At 69.3% G+C, this 24,318-nt stretch carries 26 protein-coding genes and 1 tRNA gene; 7 read left to right on the top strand and 20 right to left on the bottom strand.

Translation table 11 applies throughout. From position 1 onward, the window contains the following. Positions 1 to 78: 78 nt before the first annotated feature. From rplA to ACIHAD_RS45470, 5 genes are all read right to left on the bottom strand, one after another. A complete protein-coding gene (gene rplA / locus ACIHAD_RS45490; RefSeq protein ID WP_397361081.1) occupies positions 79 to 798 on the bottom strand; it encodes a 50S ribosomal protein L1 in 720 nt (239 codons plus the stop codon). Positions 799 to 858: 60 nt separating this feature from the next. Next, positions 859 to 1,290 (bottom strand): 50S ribosomal protein L11, encoded by a 432-nt coding sequence (gene rplK, locus ACIHAD_RS45485; protein ID WP_357708255.1) that lies wholly within the window; start codon positions 1,288 to 1,290, stop codon positions 859 to 861. Between the two features lie 117 nt (positions 1,291 to 1,407). Continuing rightward, positions 1,408 to 2,205 (bottom strand): transcription termination/antitermination protein NusG, encoded by a 798-nt coding sequence (gene nusG, locus ACIHAD_RS45480; protein ID WP_397361080.1) that lies wholly within the window; start codon positions 2,203 to 2,205, stop codon positions 1,408 to 1,410. Positions 2,206 to 2,280: 75 nt separating this feature from the next. Further along, positions 2,281 to 2,526 (bottom strand): preprotein translocase subunit SecE, encoded by a 246-nt coding sequence (gene secE / locus ACIHAD_RS45475; RefSeq protein ID WP_125642950.1) that lies wholly within the window; start codon positions 2,524 to 2,526, stop codon positions 2,281 to 2,283. A 77-nt stretch (positions 2,527 to 2,603) separates the two neighbouring features. Next, positions 2,604 to 2,676: transfer RNA gene (locus ACIHAD_RS45470), tRNA-Trp, on the bottom strand. Positions 2,677 to 2,834: 158 nt separating this feature from the next. On the opposite strand from ACIHAD_RS45470, the gene ACIHAD_RS45465 reads away from it, so the two are divergent. Then, positions 2,835 to 4,043: a pyridoxal phosphate-dependent aminotransferase gene (locus tag ACIHAD_RS45465; protein WP_397361079.1), complete on the top strand. Its 1,209-nt coding sequence runs from the start codon at positions 2,835 to 2,837 to the stop codon at positions 4,041 to 4,043. Positions 4,044 to 4,121: 78 nt separating this feature from the next. Here ACIHAD_RS45465 and ACIHAD_RS45460 read toward each other — a convergent pair whose 3' ends face one another. Together ACIHAD_RS45460 and ACIHAD_RS45455 are read right to left on the bottom strand one after the other, a co-directional pair. After that, on the bottom strand, positions 4,122 to 4,646 hold the full coding sequence (locus ACIHAD_RS45460) for a hypothetical protein (protein WP_397361078.1): 525 nt from the start codon (positions 4,644 to 4,646) through the stop codon (positions 4,122 to 4,124). Positions 4,647 to 4,687: 41 nt separating this feature from the next. After that, positions 4,688 to 5,284, bottom strand: coding sequence for a hypothetical protein (locus tag ACIHAD_RS45455; RefSeq protein ID WP_397361077.1), 597 nt, complete (start codon positions 5,282 to 5,284; stop codon positions 4,688 to 4,690). Positions 5,285 to 5,390: 106 nt separating this feature from the next. Here ACIHAD_RS45455 and ACIHAD_RS45450 point away from each other — a divergent pair, with 106 nt between their 5' ends. Beyond that, positions 5,391 to 6,413: an adenosine deaminase gene (locus ACIHAD_RS45450; protein ID WP_397361076.1), complete on the top strand. Its 1,023-nt coding sequence runs from the start codon at positions 5,391 to 5,393 to the stop codon at positions 6,411 to 6,413. Here ACIHAD_RS45450 and ACIHAD_RS45445 read toward each other — a convergent pair. Together ACIHAD_RS45445 and ACIHAD_RS45440 are read right to left on the bottom strand one after the other, a co-directional pair. After that, on the bottom strand, positions 6,402 to 7,214 hold the full coding sequence (locus ACIHAD_RS45445; protein WP_397361075.1) for a hypothetical protein: 813 nt from the start codon (positions 7,212 to 7,214) through the stop codon (positions 6,402 to 6,404). The two genes, ACIHAD_RS45450 and ACIHAD_RS45445, sit on opposite strands and share 12 nt — an antisense overlap. Continuing rightward, complete coding sequence (locus ACIHAD_RS45440) at positions 7,201 to 7,740, bottom strand: RNA polymerase sigma factor (RefSeq protein WP_397361074.1); 540 nt, start codon at positions 7,738 to 7,740, stop codon at positions 7,201 to 7,203. Before ACIHAD_RS45440 ends, ACIHAD_RS45445 begins: the two co-directional genes overlap by 14 nt. 116 nt (positions 7,741 to 7,856) lie before the next feature. On the opposite strand from ACIHAD_RS45440, the gene ACIHAD_RS45435 reads away from it, so the two are divergent. Then, positions 7,857 to 8,594 (top strand): class I SAM-dependent methyltransferase, encoded by a 738-nt coding sequence (locus tag ACIHAD_RS45435; protein ID WP_397361073.1) that lies wholly within the window; start codon positions 7,857 to 7,859, stop codon positions 8,592 to 8,594. Between the two features lie 57 nt (positions 8,595 to 8,651). Here the strand turns inward: ACIHAD_RS45435 and ACIHAD_RS45430 are convergent, their stop codons facing one another. From ACIHAD_RS45430 to ACIHAD_RS45415, 4 genes are all read right to left on the bottom strand, one after another. Next, on the bottom strand, positions 8,652 to 9,536 hold the full coding sequence (locus ACIHAD_RS45430) for a carbohydrate ABC transporter permease (RefSeq protein WP_397361096.1): 885 nt from the start codon (positions 9,534 to 9,536) through the stop codon (positions 8,652 to 8,654). Beyond that, on the bottom strand, positions 9,536 to 10,420 hold the full coding sequence (locus ACIHAD_RS45425) for a carbohydrate ABC transporter permease (protein ID WP_397361072.1): 885 nt from the start codon (positions 10,418 to 10,420) through the stop codon (positions 9,536 to 9,538). Before ACIHAD_RS45425 ends, ACIHAD_RS45430 begins: the two co-directional genes overlap by 1 nt. 73 nt (positions 10,421 to 10,493) lie before the next feature. Then, complete coding sequence (locus ACIHAD_RS45420) at positions 10,494 to 11,762, bottom strand: extracellular solute-binding protein (protein ID WP_397361071.1); 1,269 nt, start codon at positions 11,760 to 11,762, stop codon at positions 10,494 to 10,496. Positions 11,763 to 11,970: 208 nt separating this feature from the next. After that, positions 11,971 to 13,842: an acyl-CoA dehydrogenase family protein gene (locus ACIHAD_RS45415; RefSeq protein ID WP_397361070.1), complete on the bottom strand. Its 1,872-nt coding sequence runs from the start codon at positions 13,840 to 13,842 to the stop codon at positions 11,971 to 11,973. A gap of 105 nt (positions 13,843 to 13,947) precedes the next feature. Between ACIHAD_RS45415 and ACIHAD_RS45410 the strand changes: the two genes are divergently transcribed. Further along, positions 13,948 to 14,082: a hypothetical protein gene (locus tag ACIHAD_RS45410; RefSeq protein WP_397361069.1), complete on the top strand. Its 135-nt coding sequence runs from the start codon at positions 13,948 to 13,950 to the stop codon at positions 14,080 to 14,082. A 70-nt stretch (positions 14,083 to 14,152) separates the two neighbouring features. Then, positions 14,153 to 15,568 (top strand): serine hydrolase domain-containing protein, encoded by a 1,416-nt coding sequence (locus ACIHAD_RS45405; protein WP_397361068.1) that lies wholly within the window; start codon positions 14,153 to 14,155, stop codon positions 15,566 to 15,568. 509 nt (positions 15,569 to 16,077) lie between these two features. On the opposite strand, the gene ACIHAD_RS45400 is transcribed toward ACIHAD_RS45405, so the two are convergent. The 6 genes from ACIHAD_RS45400 to ACIHAD_RS45375 form a co-directional block, all read right to left on the bottom strand. Further along, positions 16,078 to 17,223, bottom strand: a complete 1,146-nt coding sequence (locus tag ACIHAD_RS45400; protein ID WP_397361067.1) for an acetyl-CoA C-acetyltransferase — start codon at positions 17,221 to 17,223, stop codon at positions 16,078 to 16,080. Positions 17,224 to 17,295: 72 nt separating this feature from the next. Further along, positions 17,296 to 17,946 carry a hypothetical protein gene (locus ACIHAD_RS45395; RefSeq protein WP_397361066.1) on the bottom strand — a complete coding sequence of 217 codons (651 nt, stop codon included), beginning with the start codon at positions 17,944 to 17,946 and terminating at the stop codon, positions 17,296 to 17,298. Positions 17,947 to 17,970: 24 nt separating this feature from the next. Next, positions 17,971 to 18,711, bottom strand: coding sequence for a class F sortase (locus tag ACIHAD_RS45390; protein ID WP_397361065.1), 741 nt, complete (start codon positions 18,709 to 18,711; stop codon positions 17,971 to 17,973). Positions 18,712 to 18,716: 5 nt separating this feature from the next. Further along, the gene (locus tag ACIHAD_RS45385) at positions 18,717 to 19,424 is read right to left on the bottom strand and encodes a hypothetical protein (RefSeq protein ID WP_397361064.1); all 708 of its coding nucleotides are present in this window, start codon (positions 19,422 to 19,424) and stop codon (positions 18,717 to 18,719) included. Positions 19,425 to 20,157: 733 nt separating this feature from the next. After that, positions 20,158 to 20,937 (bottom strand): class F sortase, encoded by a 780-nt coding sequence (locus tag ACIHAD_RS45380; protein WP_397361063.1) that lies wholly within the window; start codon positions 20,935 to 20,937, stop codon positions 20,158 to 20,160. Beyond that, positions 20,937 to 22,274: a hypothetical protein gene (locus ACIHAD_RS45375; protein ID WP_397361062.1), complete on the bottom strand. Its 1,338-nt coding sequence runs from the start codon at positions 22,272 to 22,274 to the stop codon at positions 20,937 to 20,939. Before ACIHAD_RS45375 ends, ACIHAD_RS45380 begins: the two co-directional genes overlap by 1 nt. 244 nt (positions 22,275 to 22,518) lie before the next feature. Here ACIHAD_RS45375 and ACIHAD_RS45370 point away from each other — a divergent pair, with 244 nt between their 5' ends. Continuing rightward, positions 22,519 to 23,664 carry an acyl-CoA dehydrogenase family protein gene (locus ACIHAD_RS45370; RefSeq protein WP_397361061.1) on the top strand — a complete coding sequence of 382 codons (1,146 nt, stop codon included), beginning with the start codon at positions 22,519 to 22,521 and terminating at the stop codon, positions 23,662 to 23,664. Between the two features lie 43 nt (positions 23,665 to 23,707). Next, positions 23,708 to 23,869: a hypothetical protein gene (locus tag ACIHAD_RS45365; RefSeq protein ID WP_357708225.1), complete on the top strand. Its 162-nt coding sequence runs from the start codon at positions 23,708 to 23,710 to the stop codon at positions 23,867 to 23,869. 13 nt (positions 23,870 to 23,882) lie between these two features. Here the strand turns inward: ACIHAD_RS45365 and ACIHAD_RS45360 are convergent, their stop codons facing one another. Further along, a complete protein-coding gene (locus ACIHAD_RS45360) occupies positions 23,883 to 24,311 on the bottom strand; it encodes a MarR family winged helix-turn-helix transcriptional regulator (RefSeq protein ID WP_397361060.1) in 429 nt (142 codons plus the stop codon). Positions 24,312 to 24,318: the final 7 nt, after the last annotated feature.

The raw sequence follows: 24,318 nt of genomic DNA, 5'->3' as shown, positions 1-24,318 counted from the left end.
AGGGCGTCGGCTCCCGCCGTCGAAAACCAGAAGGTCCCCGCCTGAAACAGGCGGGGACCTTCGGAAAGAACGAAGCCGTTACGCGTCGAGCTCGGCGGTCAGGCCACGGGTGAGGTTGGGGTCGACGGGGACGCCGGGGCCCATGGTCGTGGAGAAGGTGACCTTCTTCACGTAACGCCCCTTGGCCGCCGATGGCTTGAGACGCAGCACCTCGTCGAGGGCAGCGGCGTAGTTCTCGATGAGCTGACGCTCGGGGAACGACGTCTTGCCGATGATGAAGTGCAGGTTCGCCTGCCGGTCGGTGCGGAACTCGATCTTGCCGCCCTTGATCTCCGTCACGGCCTTGGCGACGTCGGGCGTCACGGTGCCGGTCTTGGGGTTGGGCATGAGACCGCGCGGGCCGAGCACGCGGCCCAGACGGCCGACCTTGCCCATGAGGTCAGGGGTGGCCACCACGGCGTCGAACTCGTTGAGCCGGTTGCCCTTGGCGATCTCGTCGATCAGCTCGTCGGCGCCGACGATGTCGGCGCCCGCCTCGCGGGCTGCCTCGGCACGGTCACCGGTCGCGAAGACCAGGACCCGGGCGGTCTTACCGGTGCCGTGCGGGAGGTTGACCGTGCCGCGCACGATCTGGTCGGCCTTGCGAGGGTCGACACCCAGCCGCAGCGCCACTTCCACGGTGGCGTCGAACTTGGTGGTCGACGTCTCCTTGGCCAGCTTGGCGGCGTCGGCGGGCGTGTAGAGCTTGTCGCGGTCGACCTTGGCGGCCGCGTCCTTGTGCGCCTTGCTGCGCTTCATGTCTGTCTCCTTGTGGTTCGCGGGCCGGGACCCGGCCCTCCCACGGATCTGGGAAAAGTCTTAGTCGGCGATCGTGATGCCCATCGACCGGGCGGTGCCGGCGATGATCTTCTCTGCGGCCTCGACGTCGTTGGCGTTGAGGTCGGGCATCTTGGTCTCGGCGATGCTGCGCAGCTGCTCGCGCGTCAGCCTGCCGACCTTGTCCTTGTGGGGGACGGCGCTGCCCTTGTCGAGACCCAGGGCCTTCTTGATCAGCTCGGGCGCCGGGGGCGTCTTCGTGATGAAGGTGAAGCTGCGGTCTTCGAAAATGGTGATCTCAACGGGGATGATGTTGCCCCGCTGGGCCTCCGTCGCAGCGTTGTACTGCTTGACGAAGTCCATGATGTTGACGCCGTGGGGACCGAGGGCGGTACCGACCGGCGGAGCGGGCGTGGCCTGGCCAGCGGGGAGCTGGACCTTGACGAGCGCCGCGATCTTCTTCTTCGGAGGCATGAGTCCTTCTCCGGGTCCTGATCGTGATGCCGTCCGGACGCGGATGCGCCCGGACATGTCGGAAGGCCACCTTTCGCGAAAGGCGGCCGACCGAACGTCTAAGTGTAGGTGATCGTCCTAGATCTTCGAGACCTGGTTGAACGAAAGCTCGACCGGGGTCTCACGACCGAAGATCGAGACGAGCACCTTGAGCTTCTGCGACTCGGGGCTGATCTCACTGACCGAGGCGGGAAGGGTGGCGAACGGGCCGTCCATGACCGTGACGGACTCGCCGATCTCGAACTCGACCGTGGGGCCGCTGGCCGCCTTGGCGGTGGCCTTCTTGCTCTCCTCGGTCGGCTCGGGCGCCAGCAGCTTGGCGACCTCGTCGAGGCTGAGCGGGCTCGGCTTGTTGGACAGGCCGACGAAACCGGTCACGCCGGGCGTGTTGCGCACGGCGGCCCAGGACTCGTCGGTCAGCTCCATGCGCACCAGGACGTAGCCGGGCAGCACGCGCTCCTTGACCGGGACCTTCTTGCCGCTCTTGAACTCCTGGACGGTGTGCGTGGGCACCTCGACCTGGTAGATGTAGTCCTCCATGTTGAGCGACACGTTGCGGCTCTCGATGTTGGACTTCACGCGGTTCTCGTAGCCGGCGTAGGAGTGGATCACATACCACTCGCCGGGGAGCCCGCGCAGGGAGCTCTTGAACTCCTCGACCGGGTCGACGTCGGGCAGGGGCTCGGCCTCCGCGTCGGCAGAGGCCTCCTCCGACTCTTCGACCTCGTCGGTCTCGTCGGCCTCCTGGAGAGCCGCCTCGACGCCTTCGTCGCGAGCCTCACCCAGCTCGTCGCCCCATTCGTCGGTGGCCTCTCCCAGCTCGTCGTCGCCCCGCTCGTCGCGGGGTTCCTCGGCCGGAACAGAAGACTCGGACACGTGACCTTTCCTCATTTCCTCGAATCGAATGGTGTCGCCATCAGCCGACACCACACGGCGTCGAGCTAGGCGGGCTCACTCCCCGCCGAAGACGCGGAGGACGGCCCAGCCGAGAGCGGCGTCAAGCCCATAGACGATCGCCACCATGATCAGAACGAATACCAGAACGACCGTGGTGTAGGTGATGAGATCCTTGCGTGTCGGCCAGATGACCTTGCGAAGCTCGTTGACGACCTGCCGGTAGAAAAGGGCAGGTGAAGTGCGCGTCTTCTTCTCGCCACTGGGCTTGCCTGCGGTCTCGCCGCGCGTGTCGATCGCCACAGTCCTCACCTGAATCTGTCGTATCCAACGCAGTTTTGCGGCGCGCTTACACGCCATTATTGCGCGGACCGCACTCGCAGGGCACGAGGGACTCGAACCCCCAACCGCCGGTTTTGGAGACCGGTGCGCTACCAATTGCGCCAGTGCCCTATGTCGTCAACCACACTACCCTGATTGACTCACTGCCTGGACCGAACCGCTCGCCGACATGCGGCGGAAGGACCAGGCGAAAGCATACGGGTGATTGCCCGGTACGTCGAACCCAAAGCTGATCGCCCAGGTCACGCCCGCGTGGGAGCATGGTGAGCATGTCCACGCGACCCCGTATCTCCGCAAGAATCTCCGCGATTTCCGAGTCCGCCACGCTCGCGGTGGACGCCAAGGCGAAGGCGATGAAGGCGGCCGGCCGCCCCATCATCGGCTTCGGCGCGGGCGAGCCCGACTTCCCGACGCCCGGCTACATCGTCGAGGCGGCGGTCGAGGCGGCCCGCGACCCGCGCAACCACAAGTACACGCCGGCGGGGGGCCTTCCCGAGCTGAAGCAGGCCATCGCCGACAAGACGCGGCGCGACTCCGGCTACTCCGTCGAGCCGTCCCGGGTGCTCGTCACCAACGGCGGCAAGCAGGCCGTCTACCAGGCGTTCGCCACGCTGCTCGACCCGGGTGACGAGGTCATCGTCGTCGCCCCCTACTGGACGACCTACCCCGAGGCGATCAAGCTGGCCGGGGGCGTCCAGGTCGACGTGGTGACCGACGAGTCCACGGGTTACCTGGCGAGCGTCGAGCAGCTTGAGGCGGCCCGCACCGAGCGCACGAAGGTCCTGCTGTTCGTCTCGCCGTCCAACCCGACGGGCGCGGTCTACTCGCGCGAGGACACCGTGGCGATCGGCCGGTGGGCCGCCGAGCACGGGCTGTGGGTGGTCACCGACGAGATCTACGAGCACCTGGTCTACGGCGGCACCGAGTTCACCAGCATCGCCACGGCGGTGCCCGAGCTGGGCGACCGGGTCGTGATCCTCAACGGCGTGGCCAAGACGTACGCGATGACCGGCTGGCGGGTGGGCTGGCTGATCGGGCCGTCCGACGTGGTCAAGGCCGCGACCAACCTGCAGTCGCACGCCACCTCCAACGTGGCCAACGTGTCCCAGATCGCCGCGCTCGCCGCGGTCTCCGGCGACCTGTCGGCCGTGGCCGAGATGCGTACGGCCTTCGACCGGCGGCGCCAGACCATGGTCCGGATGCTCAACGAGATCCCGGGCGTGTTCTGCCCGGAACCGAAGGGGGCGTTCTACGCGTACCCGTCGGTCAAGGAGCTGGTGGGCAAGGAACTGCGCGGGCGGCGGCCCGGGTCGTCGGCGGAGCTGGCCGAGCTGATCCTGGAGGAGGCCGAGGTGGCGGTCGTGCCGGGCGAGGCGTTCGGCACGCCGGGCTACTTCCGGCTCTCCTACGCCCTCGGGGACGACGATCTGGTCGAGGGCGTCAGCCGCATGGCCAAGCTGCTGTCCGAGGCTCACTGAGCGGCCTACAGGGCGCCCTGTCCGGCCTTCCGGGGTCGGCGGGGCGCCTTCGCGGTTTCCGGTGACACCCTCGGGGGCTCAGGAGGCGCCCTGTCTGATGGCGGCGGCGGTCTGGCGGAGCTGGGCGGTCATGCCGGGCGTGGCGGCGAGGTAGACGGCCGTGCCCGGGCTCTCCAGCCACATGAAGTTGCGCAGGCCGCCGCGGGTCGTCCAGCGCAGCGCGGGCTTGCCTCGGTAGGCGGTCAGGGTCGAGCGGGCCACCAGCGTGGCGAACTGCTCGGCCGTCCGCACGCCGCACACCACGCCCACCCGCAGTTGCTCGCCCTCGTCGTCGCGCCAGGTCACGCCCCTGACCTTGAGCCGCCTGGTGAGCGAGCCCAGGCGGCCGAAGCTGCCGGAGCGGGCCAGGGGCGGCGGCGCCCCGGGGATCTTCAGCCTGGTCGGTCCGCAGGTCAGGGTGACGGGTTTCCCGGTCGCCGGTTCGCTCGCCGGCTCGGTCGCCGGAGGCGGGGTGGCGCTGGGTGGCCGCGGCGTGTCGCCGCCGCACCCGCCCGTGCCTGCGGCCAGCGCGAACGTGATGAACACCGCTGCCGGGCGCCGCATCGTCCCCCCATGACTCGTGGGATCAACCAGGGAAAAGGCTCCTAGTCTCCTACAGGACCGCGGGCCGAGGCGGCAATAGGCAGCAGTTCGCTCGCCAGAGAGTCGCTCACCCGGATCGAGGCGCCCGTACCGGGGCGCTCCAGCCAGGCGATCATCCTGCCGCCGCGCGGGTGCGCGCCGACGATCGCGGGCCGGCCGCGGACCGTGGTCTCCCGGGCGTCCGGCAGGCCGGCGTGCGCGCGGTAGGTGTCCCAGTCCGCGGCCACCGTACCGTGCTCGACCTGGACCTCGACGTAGCGGTCGGCGGTGCCGTACCTGGCCCGGGCGCCGTCGGGGGCGAGCGCTCCCCCACCGCTGCGGCGCAGGCCGCGCGGCAGGTAGGTGAGCCAGAGGTCGTCGGAGACGACCGCGAGCTGGGGCTCGGGCGGCGCCGCCGCCGCGGCGCCGGGGCGGCCGGTCCCGGGTGTCACCTTCAGGGGCGGCGCCGGCACGTACGACGAACCCGCCGAAGGCGGATGCGGACGGCCGAAACCCGAGTGGAACAGGGCGTAGATGACGAGAGCGGTCGCCGCGAACGCCAGTCCGGCGACCAGCGCGCGCCGCCCCTGCCCGGCGACGCCTCCTCCCTCATGGATCACGGACGGTTGATCCCCCGATCCGGGCGATCTCTACCGTGCCGATGCCGGTCGCGTCGCCTTCCGCGACACGCGGATCCGCACCTGGGGCCAGTGGCAAAATATGGAAATGCACCGGCCCCTGCACACGCTGCCCAAAGCACATCTCCACCTGCACTTCACCGGCTCCATGCGGCACTCGACACTGATCGAGCTGGCCAGGGAGCAGGGGCTGCACCTGCCCGACGCGCTGGAGCAGGACTGGCCGCCGCGGCTGCGGGCCACCGACGAGCGCGGCTGGTTCAGGTTCCAGCGGCTGTACGACATCGCCAGGTCCGTGCTCAGCCGTCCCGAGCACGTCTACCGGCTGCTGCGCGAGACCGCTGAAGACGAGGCGGCGGCCGGTTCCCGGTGGCTGGAGATCCAGGTGGACCCGTCCGGGTTCGCGGCGCGGTTCGGGGGGCTCACGGCCACGCTGGAGCTGATGCTCGACGCGGCGCGGCAGGCCGCCGAGCACGCCGGGGTGTACATGCCGGTGGTCGTGGCGGCCAACAGGACGAGGCATCCGCTCGACGCGAACACCCTGGCCAGGCTCGCCACCCAGTACGCCGACAAGGGCGTGGTGGGTTTCGGCCTGTCCAACGACGAGCGGCGCGGCGAGGCGCGCGAGTTCGAGCGGGCCTTCCGCATCGCCAAGCGCGGCGGGCTGCTGGCCGTCCCGCACGGCGGCGAGCTGCTCGGGCCGCGCAGCGTGGCCCAGTGCATCGACGACCTGGGCGCCGACCGGGTCGGGCACGGCGTCCGGGCGGCCGAGGACCCGTGGCTGATGCAGCGGCTGGCCGACCGGCAGATCTGCTGCGAGGTGTGCCCGACGTCCAACGTGGGGCTGGGCGTGGCCGAGCGGGCGGCGGACGTGCCGCTGCGGCGGCTGTTCGACGCGGGGGTGCCGATCGCGCTGGGCGCCGACGACCCGCTGCTGTTCGGCACGCGGCTGCTGCGCCAGTACGAGCTGGCCAGGGAGGTCTACGAGTTCTCCGACGCCGAGATCGCCGAGCTGGCGCGGCAGTCGATCCGGTCCTCGACCGCGCCGGAGCCGGTGCGCAAGGAGCTGCTCAAGGGCGTGGACGACTGGCTGACCGGCTCACCGGAGTGACTCGGCGATCTCGACCGCCCGCTCCTTGGTCTTGACGCCTTCCAGGCGGTAGGTGAGCGTGTCGCGCCGCCAGACGAGGGTGGGGGCGGCCTGGCGCAGGGGGATCTCGGTGCCGTCCTGGCGGCGGATGTAGCCGAGCGGGTGCTCGCCGGGGATCCACCAGGCCGGGGTGCCGGCCACCTGGAGGTAGTCGGGCCAGGGCGGGCCGAGCTTCTTGAAGAAGAACGGGTCCACGCCGCCCTGGAACTGGTCGAGCCGGACGCCGTCCGGCCAGAACATCGACACGACGCGGCCCCGGTCGGCGATGGTGGCGTGGTCGGGGGCGGCCAGCTCTGACGGGGTCCTGATCGGGAATGTCACCAGGGCGGGCAGGTCGTCGGGGGCGACCGGGCGCTCGCCGGGGAGGTTCGCGGTGGTCCGTACCGGGGTGGGAGGTGTGTCGCCCAACCGCAGTTCGACGCCGGCGAGGCGGAGGACGCGGGCCACGGCGGCGCGCCCCTGGGGGGTGGCGGCCGTGACGGCGACGACGGCCAGCACGACGGCGGCCACGACCTTCCACCTGGCCCGCCGTACCCGCCGCGCCGCGGGCCGCCGGCCGGTGTCCTCGGCCGGGGTCTCCAGGCGGGCGCGGACGGCGGCGGGGACGTCGGCGGGGACGTCGGCGGGGACGTCGGCCGGCGTCTCCAGGCGGGCGCGGACGGCGGCGGCGACGTCGGGCGGCGGCGGTGACGGGGTGTCGAGGAGGGCGCCGAGCGCGGTCAGTTCGGCTTCCAGGTCGTCGAAGGGGTCATGCGAGCTCACCGCCCACCTCCTCCCTCAGCCGGGCCAGCCCCCGATGGGTGCTGGACTTGACGGTACCGACCGGCCAGCCGAGCACCTGCGCGGTCTCCGCCTCCGACAGTTGCAGGAAGTACCGGCACACGACCGCCTGGCGTTCCCGCTCGGGCAGGCCGCGTACGGCCTCCAGCAGCCGGGTCCGCCGGTCGGTGGCGACGGCCGCGCCCGCCGGGTCGTCGGGGGCCGCGGGGTCGGCGGTGGCGGTGAGCCGTACGGCCAGGTCGGAGCGGCGCCCGCGGGCCCGGGTCAGGTTGTGCGTCTCGTTGGCCACGATCCGCAACAGCCAGGGACGGAAAGGCGCGCCCCTCCGGAACCCGGACAGATGGCGGAAAGCCTTGACGAACGCCTCCTGCACGACGTCCTCGGCCTCGTCGCCGGCGCCGAGCATGGCGGCGGTGCGGTGGGCGAGCGCGCTGTACCTGGCGACCAGGGCCTCGTAGGCCCCCAGGTCACCGTCCAGCGAGCGGGCGATCGCCTCGTCGTCGTCCATGGCGTGTCAGATTCCATCGCATCCGCCCGGGAGCGGGGAAGGGCGTTTCACGCATCAGGTCATCCTCAGGGGCATTAGACTCGTGCAATCCGTCTGCCCCTCAAAGGAACGGGACTATGTCTTCTGGGTATGACCGTGTAGTGCAGCCGGCGGCCGGTGACGAGGCCCTGGAGAACCACCTGGGTGGGGACGAGGCCAAGAACTATCGGCAGTACGAGTTCGACATGGTCGCCCCGCACGTCGGCCGTTCGATGCTGGAGATCGGTTCCGGGCTGGGCCACTTCGCCGAGCAGTTCCTGCCGCGGCTCGACCGCCTGGTCGTCAGCGACTTCGACCCCTACTGCGTCGAGCAGTTGAGCAAGCGCTTCGAAGGCCGCGACGACATCGACGTCCTGCAGTTCGGCCTGCCGACCGAGATCCCGCTGAAGGACAAGGTCGACACCGTCGTCATGATGAACGTGTTGGAGCACATCGAGGACGACGCCGAGGCGCTGCGCTCGCTGGCCCGCGTCACGCTGCCCGGCGGCCGGATCATCATCTGGGTGCCCGGCTACATGCAGCTTTATGGCGACTTCGACCGCAAGGTCGGCCACGTCCAGCGCTACACGCCCAAGACCCTGCGCGCCACGGTGGCCAAGGCCGGGCTCGACGTCGACGTGCTCAAGCCGATCAACTTCCTGGGCGGCATCGCCTGGTGGGCGGCGGTCCGGCGGGGTGGCGTGGGCTATCCCGACCCGCGCCTGGTCAAGATCTACGACCGCACGGTGGTCCCGGCCACGCGGCTGATCGAGCGGTTCATCCGTCCGCCGTTCGGCCAGACGGTGTTCTGCGTCGCCCGCGTCCCGCAGAAGTGAGTTTCACAGAGATGAGCCCGGCCGCCACCCGGTGGGTTGGTGGCGGCCGGACGTTTTCTACTTGATCGAGCCGGCGGTCAGTCCGCCGACGACCTTCCGCTCGATCAGCGCGAACAGGATGATCACCGGGATGGTGGCGATCACCGAGCCCGCGAAGAGGTTCTGCCAGTCCACCTGGTACTGGCCGATGAACGAGTTCAGCGCGACCGTGAGCGGCTGGTTGGCCGGGGTCGTGGTGAGGGTCAGGGCGACCACGAACTCGTTCCACGCCGCGATGAACGTGAAGATCAGTGCCGTGATCACGCCCGGCATGGCCAGCGGCAGCGTGATCCGGAACAGCGCGCCGAAGCGGCCGTTGCCGTCGATGAAGGCGGCCTCCTCCAGCTCACGCGGGATCGAGGCGAAGTAGGCGTTCAGGATCCACACCGCGAACGCCAGGTTGAAGCCGCCGTTGACCAGGATCAGCGACCAGATCGAGTCCACCAGGCCGAACTGGTAGAACTCGCGGTAGATGCCGACGAGCATGGCCGTGGGCTGGAACATCTGGGTGATCAGCACCAGGATCAGGAACGCCGTGCGCCCCCGGAAGTTGTGCCGGGCCGAGTAGTACGCGGCCGGCAGCGCCACGAGCAGCACCAGGATCGTCGAGCCGCCGGCGACCTTGAGCGTCACCCACAGGTTCCCGGCCAGGCCGCTGGTCCAGAAGTTGGCGAGGTTCGACCACACCCACTCCTTGGGCCAGAACGTCACCTCGCGCAGCGAGTCCTGCGACCGCAGCGAGGTCAGCAGCATGACGAGGTACGGGAACAGGAAGACCAACGCGACGATGTAGGCCGCGGCCGCCACGATCACGGTCTTGAGCCTGGGCATGCGGCGCTGCGCCCGCCCGCGGTGACCGGGCTGGTGGCGCGTACCGGCCTTGGGCATGGTCTGCACGGCCATCACGCCACCTCCTTGTTCCAGCGCGACACCTTCAGGAAGAGCGCGGTCAGCACGATGACCATGCCGAAGTTCACGACGGACATCGCGGCCGACTCACCGATGTTCGAGCCCTTGAGGATGAACATGAGGATGGTCGAGGTGGCCGTCGAGTAGCCCGGCTGGCCGTGGGTCATCGCCCAGATGATCGGGAAGCTGTTGAAGACGTTCATCACGTTGATCAGCGCGGCGACGGTGAGCGCGGGGCGCAGCAGCGGCAGCGTGATCGACCAGTACGTCCGCAGCTTGGTGGCGCCGTCCATCTTGGCCGCCTCGTAGACGTCGGCGGGGATGGTCGCGAGCCCGGCCAGCAGCGCGTACGTCGTGAACGGCACCGAGACGAAGACCGCGACGAACACCAGCCACGGCATCGCGCTGGAGGCGTCACCGAGCTGGTCGGCGGAGGCGCCGCCCATCGCGTCGATGAACCCCAGCTTCATCCTGATCTGGTTGATCACGCCGACCTCGGGGTCGAGCATCCACTTGAAGATGATCGCCGTCATCAGCACCGAGGCCGCCCAGGGCGCGATGAGCGCCCAGCGGGCGATCTTGCGGCCGGGGAAGCGCTGGTTGAACAGCTGGGCGAGGGCGAGCGAGATCAGCACGGTGAGCGCGACGACCGCGACCACCCAGACCACGCTGCGGATCATGATGTCGGCGAAGTCCTTCTCGCCGAACAGCTTCGTGTAGTTGTCCGGGAAGTTGTTTCCCTGGACCACTCCGAACCGGCTGATCTTGAGGAACGACGACCGGATCATCTCGATCACGGGCCAGAGCACGACCAGCGCGATCAGCACCACGGCCGGCCCGATCCAGGCCAGGGGTTCGAGGGCGCGCAACCTTCTCATGAGGAACCTTCCATGACGGTGGAGCCGGCACGGGGACGCGACCCGCGCGCCGGCTCCACAGACCCCCGCTGGATCAGCTGGCTTCGGCGGTCTTCTGCAGCTCGCCGAGGACCTTGGCCGGGTCGTCCTTGACGGCGCCGCCGATGGTCTGCTTGATCGCCGGGTTCACCTCGGCCCACTTCGGGTCCTGGAACGGGTAGAAGCTGGCGTTGGGCAGCGCGTCGAGGAACGGCTTGAGCTTCTCGTCACCGGACAGCTTCTGGATGCCGCCGTTGGTGACGGGCAGCAGCTTGTAGGTGTCGGAGATCTTCTGCGCGGCGTTGCCGGTGTAGAAGAAGTCGAAGAACTTCTTGATCTCGGCGGCGTGGCCGTTCTTGTTGAACGCCATGATCCAGTCCATGACGCCGAGGGTGGTGTCGAGCGGGGCGGACTTGCCGGGGATCGCCGCGACGCCGTAGTTCTTCAGGCCGGCCGCGTCGAAGATCGGGATGGACATGGGTCCGCCGTTGACCATGCCGACCTTGCCCGCGCCGAAGTCCTCCCAGACCGTCTTGCGGTCCTTGGTGCCCGGGTTCGGGGTGGTGAGGCCGGCGTCGACCAGGCCCTTCATGTAGGTGAAGGTCTCGACGTTCTGCGGGGAGTTGATGGCCCACTTGCCGGAGGCGTCCTTGTAGCCGCCGCCGTTGCCCAGCATCCACAGGAACGACTCGCCCTGGGCCTCTTCCTGGCCCAGCGGAAGGCCGAACGGCTGGCTCACGCCGGCCTTCTTCAGCTTCTCGGCGTCGGCCTTGAGCTCGTCCCAGGTCTTGGGCGGCTCGGCGATGCCGGCCTTGGTGAACAGGTCCTTGTTGTAGAACAGCGCGCGGGCGGAGGAGACGAACGGGATGCCGTACGCGGCGCCGTCCACCTTGCCGAAGTCGGCGAACTTCTGCAGCATGTCGCCGGAGACGTTCGGGGACAGGACCTCGTCGACCTTGTAGAGCAGGCCGTCCTTGACGAAGCCGGAGTAGTCGCCGGTCTGCAGGATGTCGGGCACCTGGCCGTTCTGGACCATGGTGGCGACCTGCTTGTCGATGTCGTTCCAGTTGATGACCTGGACGTCGACCTTGATGTTCGGGTTGGCGGCCTGGAACTCGTCCACGACCCCCTTCCAGAACGTCTCGCCCGAGTTCGGCTTGCCGGGGCCGTCGCCGTAGTCGGCGGCGACCATCTTGAGGGTGACCTGGCCGCCGCCCGAGGCCTGGGTGTTGTTCCCGCCGCCACCCGAACCGCCGTCGGAGCCGCAGCTGGACAGGACCAGCATCGTGGCAAGGCCGAGAGCGGCGCCGCCCACAAGCTTCATGTTCACTGGTGATACCGCCTTCTCGTCGGACGGGCCGCTGGTCCGTACCAGCTACCTGGCCCCGTCCAAAGGGATGAGGGGCGCGAGAGCCACAGCTCAACGCGTTTGCGCCAGAGTAAGCCTGTGTTCAGCAGCCGGTCTATACCGGCTGGTATCGGTTTGAAAACACTCAGGGCAGAAGAAGCTCACAACCGGTCTAGACCGGGCGTCACAGGATCTTTCTCCGCACGTTCTCCCCGCCGTCCGGCGTGCCGATCCACGGCCCTTCGATGGACGGGTCGAGGATGCCCTCCTCCAGGAACTCGTAGCGGCCTTCGAGCACGTAACGGGCCAGGCGGACGTCCTGGTCGTCGCTGTTGTCCCACAGCTCGTCGAACAGCGTGCGGACGCGGCGGCGGGCCTGCCGGCAGAAGGTGTCGGCCAGCTCGTACGGCCTGCGCCCGAGGTCGTCGGCGTCCTCCTCGGCCTTCAGGCAGACCGCCGTCATGGCGAACAGCTCGGCCCCGATGTCGACGATCCGGCCGAGGAAGGACTGCTTGTGCTCCAGCCTCCCCTGCCAGCGCGACATGCCGTAGAAGGTGGACCGGGCCAGTTTCCTGCTGGTCCGCTCCACGAAACGCAGGTGCTGGGCCAGCGGTCCGAAGGCGGTGTAGGCCGTGGGCAGGTTGCCCGAGCCGGCCACCAGGGTCGGCAGCCATCCGGCGTAGAAGCGGCTCGCCCGGCCGAGCGCCTGGGCGCGTTCCTGGCGGGACGCCTCGGGGTTGATCAGCTCACCCGCCGCGGTCAGGTGCGCGTCCACGGCCTCGCGGGTGATCATCAGATGCATGATCTCGGAGGAGCCCTCGAAGATGCGGTTGATGCGGGAGTCGCGCAGCATCTGCTCGGCGGGCACGCCGCGCTCGCCGCGGGCGGCCAGCGACTCGGCGGTCTCGTAGCCGCGTCCGCCCCTGATCTGGACCAGTTCGTCCAGCGCGCGGTAGGACATCTCGGTGGCGTACAGCTTGGCGAGGGCGGCCTCGATCCTGATGTCGTTGCGCCGGTCGTCGGCCAGGCGGGCGGTGAGCTCGCTGACGGCGTCCAGCGCGTACGCGGTGGCCGCGATGAAGGCGATCCTGGTCGCCACGGCCTCGTGCCGGCCCACCTTGCGGCCCCACTGCTCGCGGGCGTTGCCCCACTCGCGGGCGATCTTCACGGCCCACTTGGCGCTGCCCGCGCAGGTCGCCGGAAGGGACAGGCGGCCGGTGTTGAGCGTGGTGAGCGCGATCCGCAGCCCTTGGCCCTCCTGCCCGATCAGGTTCTTGGCGGGGACCCTGACCTGGGAGAACTCGGTGACGCCGTTCTCGATGCCGCGCAGGCCCATGAAGCTGTTGCGCCGCCTGACCGTGATGCCCGGGCTGTCCCCCTCGACCACGAACGCGCTGATCTTCTTGCCGGTCCTGGCCATGACCACGAGCAGGTCGGCGACGACGCCGTTCGTCGTCCAGAGCTTGACGCCGTCCAGCACGTAGTCGTCGCCGTCGCGCACGGCGGTCGTGGACAGCCGCGCGGGGTCCGAACCCACGTCGGGCTCGGTGAGCAGGAAGGCCGAGATCTCGCCGGCCGCGCACCGGGGCAGGAACTCCCGCTTCTGCTCCTCGGTGCCGAACAGCTTGAGCGGCTGCGGCACGCCGATCGACTGGTGCGCCGACAGCAGCGTGGCCAGCGCCGGGCAGTAGGAGCCGACCAGCGTGAGTGCACGGCAGTAGTACAGGTAGGGCAGGCCGAGGCCGCCGTACTCCTGGTCGATCGTGATGCCGAACGCCCCGAGGCCGGCCAGTCCCTTGATCACCTCGTCGGGCACCTGCGCGGTGCGCTCGATCTGGGCGGGATCGACGTGGTCCTCCAGATAACGCCGGACCGCCCGGACGAACTCCTCGCCCCGCTTGGCGGCCTCGTACGGCAGCCCGGGCGCCGGATGCACCAGGTCCAGCCTGAGATCGCCGAGGAACAGCTGCTTGGCGAAGCTGGGCCGCGTCCATTCGCGCTCCCTGGCCTGCTCCCCGACCTGCCTGCTCTCGGCGTACTTGACTTGCTCACTCATGGCACCCTCCCGACGGTGCGCCGTCATGTGCTGGGAGTACTGCCCGCCTGAGGGCTTTAAGCACGCCCAGCGCGACGGCGGCCAGGCACGCCGAGGTGGGCCGAGGTGGGCCGCATCAGCAGGTCCGGGTCCCCCGCCGTCACCACGACCGGCACGGTCCACGGAGGCAGCCCGTGCCTCCCGGCTGCGATGATCTTCCAGCGGGTGCCGGAGCGCCTGCCGTCCCCCACGGAGACCTGACTTTCGTCAGGGGTGCTTCTGGACGGTCGGCAGATCCGGCGGTGGGGTCGGTCTCCGTACGTTTGCCCGCATGAGCTTGAAGATCGCCCTCGCCGGGCTGGCCGCGGCCCTGACCCTCACCCCCGCTTCTGCCCCGGCCTCCGCCACCGTTGAGCCGACCCCGGCCGCCGTGGACGCCTATCTGCGGCAGGCGCTGGAGGCCACCGGGGTGCCCGGCCTGGCCGTCGTGGTGACCCGTGGCGACAAGGTCGTGCACGCCGCCGGGTACGGCCACGACTCCGAAGGGCGTCCGCTCACCGCGACCACGCCGATGCGGGTCGCCTCGGTGAGCAAGTCGTTCACCGCGATGGCCGTGATGACCCTGGTGGAGCAGGGGAAGATCGCGCTGGACGAGCCGGTGGCCGGGCAGCTTCCCGGCTTCAGGATGGCCGACCCGCGCCACACCAGGATCACCGTCCGCCAGTTGCTGAACCAGACCTCGGGCCTGGCCGACAGCTCGCTGGACGTCGGCGACCTGGAGTCGGCCGGCTCACTGGCCGACTCCGCCGCCCGCCTGGCCAAGGGCCGCCTGGCCGCCGACCCGGGCAGCCGGTACGCGTACTGCAACGTCAACTACGACTTGGCCGCCCGGCTGGTCGAGACCGCGAGCGGCCGGCCCTTCGACGCCTTCATGAAGGACCGCGTCTTCGGCCCGCTCGGCATGACCGGCAGCGCCGTGAGCGCCCAGGCCGTCCGGCCGGCGGACGGTTACGTCTCGGCCTACGGCATGTGGCTGCCCCGGCCGGAGGCGTCCGGGTTCCTCGACGGCAGCGGCTCGGGCGCGGTCATCACCTCGGCCGCCGACATGGGCAAGTGGCTGATCGCCCAGAACGGCGACGGCCGCCCGCTGGTCAAGAAGCAGAGCCTGGAGACCATGCACAAGCCCGGCATCCACGGCTACGGCATGGGCTGGAGCCTGGAGGAGGAGTCCGGCCTGCTCGTGCACTCCGGCAACCTGTTCACCTACAACGCCGTCGAGGCCGTCTCTCCGAAGACCGGCTACGGCTTCGCCGTCATGACGAACGGCGCCTCGCTCTACGACCCCACCTACGACGTCATGCTGGGCCTGGCCGCGATGAGCGAGGGGCGCACGCCGCAGGTCCCGGGCGGCGACCGGCAGACCTACGAGCGGGTGCTGGGCCTGATCGCCCTCGCCGCGGCGGGCCTGGGGGTCATGGGCGTGCTGCGGGCGCGGCGGTGGGCGGCCCGGCGGTCGGGGCGTCCGTGGTGGCGGATCGCCCTGCGGCTGGTGCCGGCGCTGCTGCCCGTCCTGGTGTTCGCGTTCTACCCGGATTGGGTCTCCGTGCTGGTCAACGGCCGGTACGTGACGTGGGAGCAGCTCACCTACTTCCCGGCGTCCTTGTCGATCACCCTGCTGGTCGCCGCCCTGGCCGCGCTCTTGACCGTTGTCGCCCGCATTCGTGTACTGCGCAAGCTTACGAGGTAAGCGAATCCGAGGAGATCTCGATGACCACGACCGTCGTTACGCGGACGCCCTGCGCTTCTACGACCAGTGGTTCGACGCGGGCCTGCGGGCCATGGTGTCCGGCTTCGAGCTCCAGCTCACGGGGACGGATTAATTCGGTTGCCCGGCTTTCCGGACAGGCCGTAGCTTGTTGGACATGCGCCTTTACCTGTGACAGCAGCCACCTCAGTCCACCGTCCGACAGACGCGGCCACGCTGTGCTCGTCGACGCCCGGCCCTTTCCTGAGCCGCGTCCTGAGTCCGCGTAAAGGAGCTTCACATGCGAGTTCGCTCAGCCAAGAAGAAGACCGCCACGCCCGTGCCGCCCCGGCAACTGCCCAAGATGCCGCAGCGACCGGTCATGCCGCCCCGGCGGATCATCCCGCCCAAGGGCCGCTAGACAACTACCGGGATGGTAGTTAGCGAGCGCCGCCTCCCCCCTTACGCCCGGGAGGCGGCGCTCACCCTTTCCACGACCGGTTCTGCGGCTCCTAGAGCCGCTCGATGATGGTGACGTTGGCCTGGCCGCCGCCCTCGCACATCGTCTGCAGGCCGTAGCGGCCGCCCGTGCGCTCCAGTTCGTGCAGGAGCTTGGTCATCAGGATCGCTCCCGTGCCGCCCAGCGGGTGGCCCAGCGCGATGGCGCCGCCGTTGGGGTTGACCTTGGCCGGGTCGGCGTCCAGCTCCTTGATCCAGGCCAGCGGCACCGGGGCGAACGCCTCGTTGATCTCCACGACGTCGATCTCGTCGATCGACATGCCCGCCTTGCGCAGCGCCCGCTGCGTGGCCGGGATCGGCGCGGTCAGCATGTACACCGGGTCGTCGCCCATGAGCGCGAGCTGGTGGATGCGGGCGCGCGGGGTCAGGTTGTGCTCGCGCACGGCCTGCTCGGAGGCGATCAGCACGGCTCCGGAGCCGTCGGAGATCTGCGAGGAGGTGGCCGCGGTGATCCGGCCGCCCTCCTTCAGGGTCTTGAGCCCGGCCATCTTCTCCAGGGTGGTGTCGGGGCGCGGGCCCTCGTCGTCCTCGACGCCGTTGATCGGGGCGATCTGGTCCTTGAAGTGGCCGTTCGCGACGGCCTTGGCGGCACGCTGGTGGGACTCGTAGGCGAACTGCTCCAGCAGGTCACGCTGGAGGCCCCACTTCTCGCACATCAGCTCGGCGCCGCGGAACTGCGAGATCTCCTGCTTGCCGTAGCGCTCGACCCACTTGTCGCCGAACGGGAACGGCATGCCCTTCTCCAGCGCGGCGGTGATCGACGCGCCCATCGGGACGATGCTCATCGACTCCACGCCCGCGGCCACCACCAGGTCCTGGGTGCCCGACAGAACGCCCTGGGCGGCGAAGTGGATGGACTGCTGGGACGAGCCGCACTGCCGGTCGATCGTGACACCGGCCGTCGTCTCGGGCAGCCCCGCCGACAACCAGGCATTTCGCGCGATGTCCATGCTCTGGGGGCCGAACTGCATGACGCACCCCATGATGACGTCCTCGACCGCCGCCGGATCGACGCCGGTGCGGTCGATGAGCGCCTTCAGCGTGTGGGCGGCCAGGTCGGTGGGATGGACGGTGGAAAGCCCGCCCTTCTTCTTGCCGACCGGGGTACGGACCGCTCCGACGATGTACGCCTCTGCCACAGTGCCTCCTGGAAACCGAGCATTATTCGGTTATTAGGGAGAGACTACAACAGAACGACGTTCTGTGGCTCGTCACTCCGGGGGCAGAAGGTCCTCCGCGGCGTCGACCCTGAACCGCCATTGGTCCACGACCAGGCCGTTCAGCGATTCTGCCAGCTCCAGGGCCAGAGTTCCGAGCTTGACGGGCTCGTCCCCGCGCAGCTCGATCGCGGTCAGCTCGGTGGCGAACGGCAGCAGCTCCCCCACCGCCGGCGGCTGCCCCTTCTGCGGGACCAGCGCGGCCCGGATGCCACCCGACGTGTACGTGAACTCGTCCTCCCCCGGCTCCAGCAGGGACGCCAGGTCGTCGGCGGACGGGCGTACCGGCAGGATGACGGCGGGACCGCCCTCGTCGCCGTCAGCCGGATCGCTCACCTCGCCCCGGCACACCGCGAGCCCCTTGAGCCGGAAGGCCAGCCCCTCGGCCAGGTAGCGGTCGAAGAAGTCGAACGGCAGCGGCCCCTCGGCGGTGACCCGGCAGGCCCACGCCTTCTCCAGCTCCCCGCCGGTCAGCTCGCCGTCGGCCTCGACCGGCGCGCACACCCGCACGTCGGCCGCCACGATGTCGTCGCCGTCGCGGCGGGCCTCCGGATCGGCCAGCCGGACGATCCGCAACAGCTCGGCGGCGTCCGGTTTGGCGGGCAGTGCCGCCGTCGGGCCAGTACGCAGTCTCCGCTTCGCCATCCAGCCCATGCCCGCCTCCGCGAATCAGCTTCGATAGGAGCTCGTCATCGTCGCGTAGACGATGACGTTGTCGTTGTAGTGCCCGATGGTGCGATCGTAGGCCCCACCGCAGGTGATGAGGTGGAGCTGGGCGTTCTCCCTGCTCCCGTAGACGCGCTCGGTCGGGAACGTCTTCTTGCTCGCCTGCTCCACGCCGCCGACCGTGAACACGGCGGTCGTCTTGTCCTGGCGCCTGACCTCGATCGTATCGCCGTTCTTGAGCTCGCCGAGGCGGCTGAACACAGCGCTGCGCGTGCGGGTGTCCTTGTGCCCGAGCAGCACCGCCGGGCCCTCCTCGCCGGGCGTGGACATGTTCCGGTACCACCCGACCAGGTTGGGATTGTCGGACGGCGGCACCTCGATCGCCCCGTCCTTGGCCAGCCCCACGGACTTGATCGGCGCGTTGATCCCGAGCCGCTTGACCACGATCCGGATCGGCGTCGAGGGCAACATCGGCGGCGCCGGCGTGATCTGCGGCAACGGCGGCGGCTGGTCCGGCGGCGCCTGGAACAACGCCTGCTGCGGCTGCCCCGACGCCTGGGTCTGCACCGCCACGGGCAGGGCGTCCCTGTCCATGCCGTACTCCTCGGGCGACTGCAGCACGATCAGCATGCCCGCCACGACCGTGACCACCCCGGCGATGGCCGCGCCGATCAGCACGGTCCTGAGCGCGGTGCTCCCCCTGTCCCGCGGAGGCGGGCCGCCGTAGGGATAGTGCCCGGCCACGCCGCTCAGCCCCTGCCGGCGGTACGCCGACGCAGCACCAGCCCACCGGCCGCCGCGGCCGCGATCAGAACGGTGCCCGTGAGGACGAACAGCCGCCCGTCAGGCCCCGCCATCCCCCCGGCCCCGGTGTCGGCCCCCGCCTTGGGGGTCTTCGACTTGTTCGGCGGGGTGACGGTCACGGTCGCGGTGCTGGTCTTGGTCGGCTTGGGGGTGGGCGTCGGCGTGGGCGTGGGGGTCGGCGTGGGCGTCGGGGTCGTACCCGTGCCCGCGACCACCTGGAAGGTGGAGTTCTTGAGACCGGTCGTGGGAGCCGTGCACTTGATCGCGCTGCCGGTGGTCGCCGTGGCCGAGGTGCCCAGGATCAGGTCGCCGGGGGTGAGCGTCACCGTGCCGGTCGTGGTGGGCTTGACCTTGAGGGTGACGCTGGGCAGCGCGGTGATGTCCTGGCCGACGACGATGCCGGTCAGCGTGTTCTCAGCCGCCGCGGGCTGGGTGACCCCCGCGCCGGTCGCCTTCACGTTGAGGAAGTACTTGCCGCCGGTCGTGGGGAAGCCGGTGGGGGCCTTCAGCGTGTCGGGACTGGTGCTCTCGATGGTGCTGGTCCACGAGATGCTGACTTCCTCGTTCGCCTTGGCGTTGGTGGGCAGGGTGCCGGGGGTGAGCTTGATGTCCACCTCGGCCGGATAGGCCGGATCGTTGATCGTCTTGTCCACCAGATCACACCTGTACTGCACCACATCTGTCCCGGTGCCCCCACCACCGGTCCCGATGGGTATGTCGAGGACCTCGGTGGTAGACGCTGGAGTACAAGTCGCCACGCTGCTCGGGTTGGCGAGGAGCCCAAGCTTGATTTCTCCGGGCTTGATGCTCACCTTGCCGGTCGTGGTGGCGCCGACCGACACCTTGTACTTCACTTCGCCTGTAGGAACGGCAGGGATGTTCGCCGTGACAGATGCTCCCTGCTTTGCTCCAGGGTCAGTGACTGTTCCCCCTGTCGGGGTCAACATGACCGTGGCCTGTACATACGTCGCCTGTGTGGCGGGAGTCGTCTGCGTCAGCCCCGGAATGCCGACCGACAGGTCGAAGCTACCGCCTGCTGCGACCGAATCAGGACCAGTGAGCGTCACACTGAGAGGAGTGGCGCCAAAGGTGAAGGGCCCTCCCTGACAGGTGTAGCTGAACGTCTTCGGGGCCGCCGCTTCGGCGGGTGAGGACAGACCGACCACCGAGCCGGCGAAGACGGCGAGCGTGCCCATCAATCCCAAGGCGGAGGTCTTATGGGCGAGGCGGCGCCACCCCTGGGACGTAAGCACGGGTCCATCTCCGTTTCAGCGCAGTGTCAACAGTCGTGCCAGAATTCCAGCCGATGGTCACGGTTCGGTTGAGATCCTACGAACTGTCTCTGTCAACTTCCCGTAAAACGCAAAATTCGCCCCAAAAACCCCATCAGCCCTTCGTCTTCGACAACGTCGCGTACACCACGATGTTGTCGGTGTAGCTGTGCGCCTCCTTGTTGAAGACGCCACCGCACGTGATGAGCCGGAGCTGCGAGTCCTTGGTGTTCCCGTACACCCGGGACGTCGGGAACGACGACTTGCTGACCTGCTCGATCCCGCTCACCGTGAACCGGGTGACCTTCCCGTCCGACCGGTACACGTAGATCTGGTCGCCCTTGGCCAGCTCGCGGAGGCGGTCGAAGACGGCGGGGCCCTTGCGGGTGCTCACGTGGCCGTTGATGATCGCGGGCCCGACCTCGCCCGGCACCGGCGAGAAGCGGTACCAGCCGGTCTGGTTCGGCCTGGTCAGCGGCGGGGTGCCCAGGTTGCCCTTGATGTCCACGGTGACGCCGCCGATGGGCGCGTTCACCTTGATCTTGGGGATCTTGATCCGGCTGGGCCGGGCCTTCGCCTTCGCGGCCTTGGTCTTGGCCTTGGGGATCGCCGGGACGGTCGGGGCGGCGGCCAGCGGCGGCGGCGCCTCCGGCCGGGCCGGGGTCAGCGTCGCACCCTTGCCGCCCGGCCCCACGGTCGCGGGCAGCACGAACGCGCCGGCGTTCTCGATCTGCACGGCGGTCGGCCGGTCGGCGGCGGCCAGCGTGCCGGAGCCGTCGTCCACCTTGGGCGCCACGGAGAGCAGGCCCACCATGATCGCACCGACGCCGGCCAGCGAACCGGCGATCAGCAGTCCGGGCATCGCCCGCTGCATCGGAGTCTTCTGCTCGGCCATCACTTCGTTCCTCCCGCGTGCGCGGCCCTGCGCCGGCGCAGAGCGAGCCCGCCGCCCGCGCTGCCCATGAGCAACATCGCCCCACTGGCCATCAGCCCGTACGGCCGGTCCGGCTCGTCGGGCGCCTCACCGGTATCCACCCCGCCCTTGGGGATCTTGGCGACCTGCGCCCTGACGTACGTGGTCGCCGTCGGGCCGGTCCCGGTGGGCGTGCTCGTGCTGGTACTCGTCCCGGTCGCCGCCGGCACCACGATCACGTGCCCGAGCCCGCTGCTCGGGGTGGGCCGGGAGTGGTTCCGCGTGGGGGTGCTGGTCGCGGTGGACGTGCCGGTGTTGGTGGGGGTGGTCGTCGGAGTCGTCGTCGGCGTCGTGGTGGGCGTGGTCGTCGGGGTCGAGCTCGGGGACGGCGACGTGGAGGGGCCCTGCACGATGATCTCGACGGTGTCCGGCCTACTGGTGACGGTGCAGGTGGCTCTGTGGAGCGTGGGGGGACTGATCATTTCGCGGTTCAGGAGCTTGAAGGCGTCCAGGTTGATGGGCGCGTCGTCGAGGCTCCTGATCGTGACGGTGTGCTTGCCGTAGTCGAGGTCGTGACGCTTCCAGAGGCTGACGTTGCCTTCGATCGCGTTCGTGTCCTGGCCGTTGGGCAGCTTCTTGGGGTCGACGCGCCCTGTGTCGTCGTCGTCCACGGTCACGTTGACGGTGCTGACGTCCGGCATGCGGCGGCCGATGTACTCGAACCCCGTCCCGGTGAAGGTGATGCTGGCGCTGTCTCCCTTGACGTCGCTGGTGTGGACGTCACGCAGCCAGTCCTTGTACTCGGGCCGGGTCGGGCCCACATGCTGCCAGTTCCCGGTGTAGGTCACCCGGTCGGTTCTGTCGTCGTTCACGAGGATCTCTTGCTTCGGAGGGACGAAGTCCACCGTCATGCCCTGGACGGTCAGCTTCAGCACACCCTCTTCGGTCAGCGCGGCCTCCGACGCGAGCCCCTCCGGGGGCTCCAGCCGGACGTTCGGTTCGAGTGCCGCCTGGTCCTTCGAGCCCTTCGGCTGGAGCACGCCGGTCCACGCGCCTTCCGCCTGGACGTTCCCGAGAACCGAGACCCTCGCCCCGGCCTCGAAGTAGTCCGGGGACATGAACCTGCGAGCGCCGGTGTATTCGAGCGACCAGGTGAGCGCCAGGTTGCCGCCCTTCTGCGCCACCGTAGGAATGCCCACTCGCGCCCTGAGGGTCACCGGCCCGTCCCCTGCGACCCCGCCCTTGCAGCTGTAGTCGACCACCAGGTTGAACGTGCCCGCATTCGCGGGTGGTACGGCCAGGAGACCAGCCGTCGCCACGGAACCGATCGATGCGGCGAGCAACGCCCTGCGCCACCGACTCACGGGACACTCCGATCATCACAAATAGACCGAGGGTAGATCTTAGAGTCGAAAACACCCGCAACGCAGGCGGATTCCCCCAAGTTCCAGCACTTGTGATGAAGCCGTGTCCCCCGCCGCCCTCCTCGTACGAAAAGCGGGTATACCTCCGGGTAACAGAATCGTATTCTGTCGTGCACGACACCTGCTTGGAGGCGAACCGATGCAGCGAGACCTCTTCGACGAGGAGCACCTGCTCTTCCGGGAAACCGTGCGCGAGTTCATGGCCCGCGAGGTCGTGCCGCACCACGGCCAGTGGGAGAAGGACGGCATCGTGCCCCGCGAGGTCTGGAAGAAGGCCGGCGAGATCGGCATGTTCGGCTTCGGCGTCCCCGAGGAGTACGGCGGATCCGGCATCACCGACTTCCGCTACAACGCGGTGATCGTCGAGGAGATCATCCGGAACGGCGCCTCCGGTCTGGGATTCTCCCTGCACAACGACGTCATGGCCCCGTACGTCGTCGAGCTCACCGACGACGGGCAGAAACAGCGCTGGCTGCCCGGCTTCGCCTCCGGCGAGCTCATCACCGCCATCGCGATGACCGAGCCGGGCGCCGGCAGCGACCTCCAGGGCATCAGGACCACCGCCGTCCGCGAGGGCGACCACTACGTGGTCAACGGCCAGAAGACGTTCATCACGAACGGCGTCAACGCCGACCTCGTGGTCGTGGTCGCCAAGACCGACCCGGACGCGGGCGCCAGAGGCACGACGCTGATCGTGGTCGAACGCGGCATGGACGGCTTCAACCGCGGTCGGAACCTGGACAAGGTCGGCATGAAGGCCCAGGACACCGCCGAGCTGTTCTTCGAGAACGTCCGGGTGCCGGTGGCCAACCGCCTCGGCCCGAACGAGGGCGAAGGCTTCTTCCACCTGATGAACAACCTGCCCCAGGAACGCCTGTCGATCGCCGTGGCGGCCGTGGCCGCGGCGGAGGCGGTGCTGGAGCAGACGATCGAGTACTGCAAGACCCGCCAGGCGTTCGGCCGCAACATCGGTTCGTTCCAGAACACCCGCTTCGTCCTGGCCGAGCTGGCCACCGAGACGGAGATCGCCCGCCACTACGTGGACAAGTGCATCCTGGCGCTCAACGCCAAGCAACTCACCGTCGTGGACGCGGCCAAGGCCAAATGGTGGACCACCGAGCTGCAGAACAAGGTCATCGACCGCTGCCTCCAGCTCCACGGCGGCTACGGCTACATGATGGAGTACCCGGTCGCCAAGGCGTGGCTGGACAGCCGCGTCCAGACGATCTACGGCGGCACCACCGAGATCATGAAGGAGATCATCGGCCGGTCTTTCGGATTCTGACGGCAGCCGCGCGCCGGGCCGGGCCGCGCCACATACTGTCAGCATGGACGGCGGCCTGATCCTCCTCGTTTTCCTGGCGTTACTGTTCGCCTGGGGGCTCAACCGCGTGCGCAGGGCGTTCCGGTTCGGCCCCGTCGGCTACGTGGGTGTGATGATCGTGTTCATCATCGCCATGCTGCTCGTCTGGGGCCAGACGATGCGCTGACGCCGGGAGCGGCTCAGCCCGGCATCCCCTCCACGAACCGGGTCAGCAGCCGGGCGAACTCGGCCCGCTCGGCCACCGACCAGTCGGCCGTGGCCGAGGCGAAGGCCGCCTGCCGGGCCTGCCGGGCCTGCCCGAGCGCCGCGACGCCCGCCTCGGTCAGCACCAGCCACGCCCGCCGCCCGTCGGCCTGATCGGCCTCCCGTCGCACCAGCCCCGCCGTCACGGCCGCCGTCACGAGCCGGCTCGCCCGCGGCTGGTCGACGTTCAGCGCCTCGGCCACCATCGACACGGTGACCTGCCCGCCGGCGCCCTCGACCACGTCGAGCACCTCGTACTCGTGCCCCGTCGCGCCCTGTCGCCGGGCCAGCGCCCGCCTGCTCTGCCTGCGCCTGATCGCGACCATCGCGCGATCAATCGCGGCAATCTCCTTGTCTTCATACATATAGTTG

Source organism: Nonomuraea sp. NPDC052265 (assembly GCF_044547985.1).
GTDB lineage: Bacteria > Actinomycetota > Actinomycetes > Streptosporangiales > Streptosporangiaceae > Nonomuraea.
The sequence above is the reverse complement of the archived record's forward strand: the minus strand, read 5'-3'. Positions and strand labels throughout refer to the sequence as shown.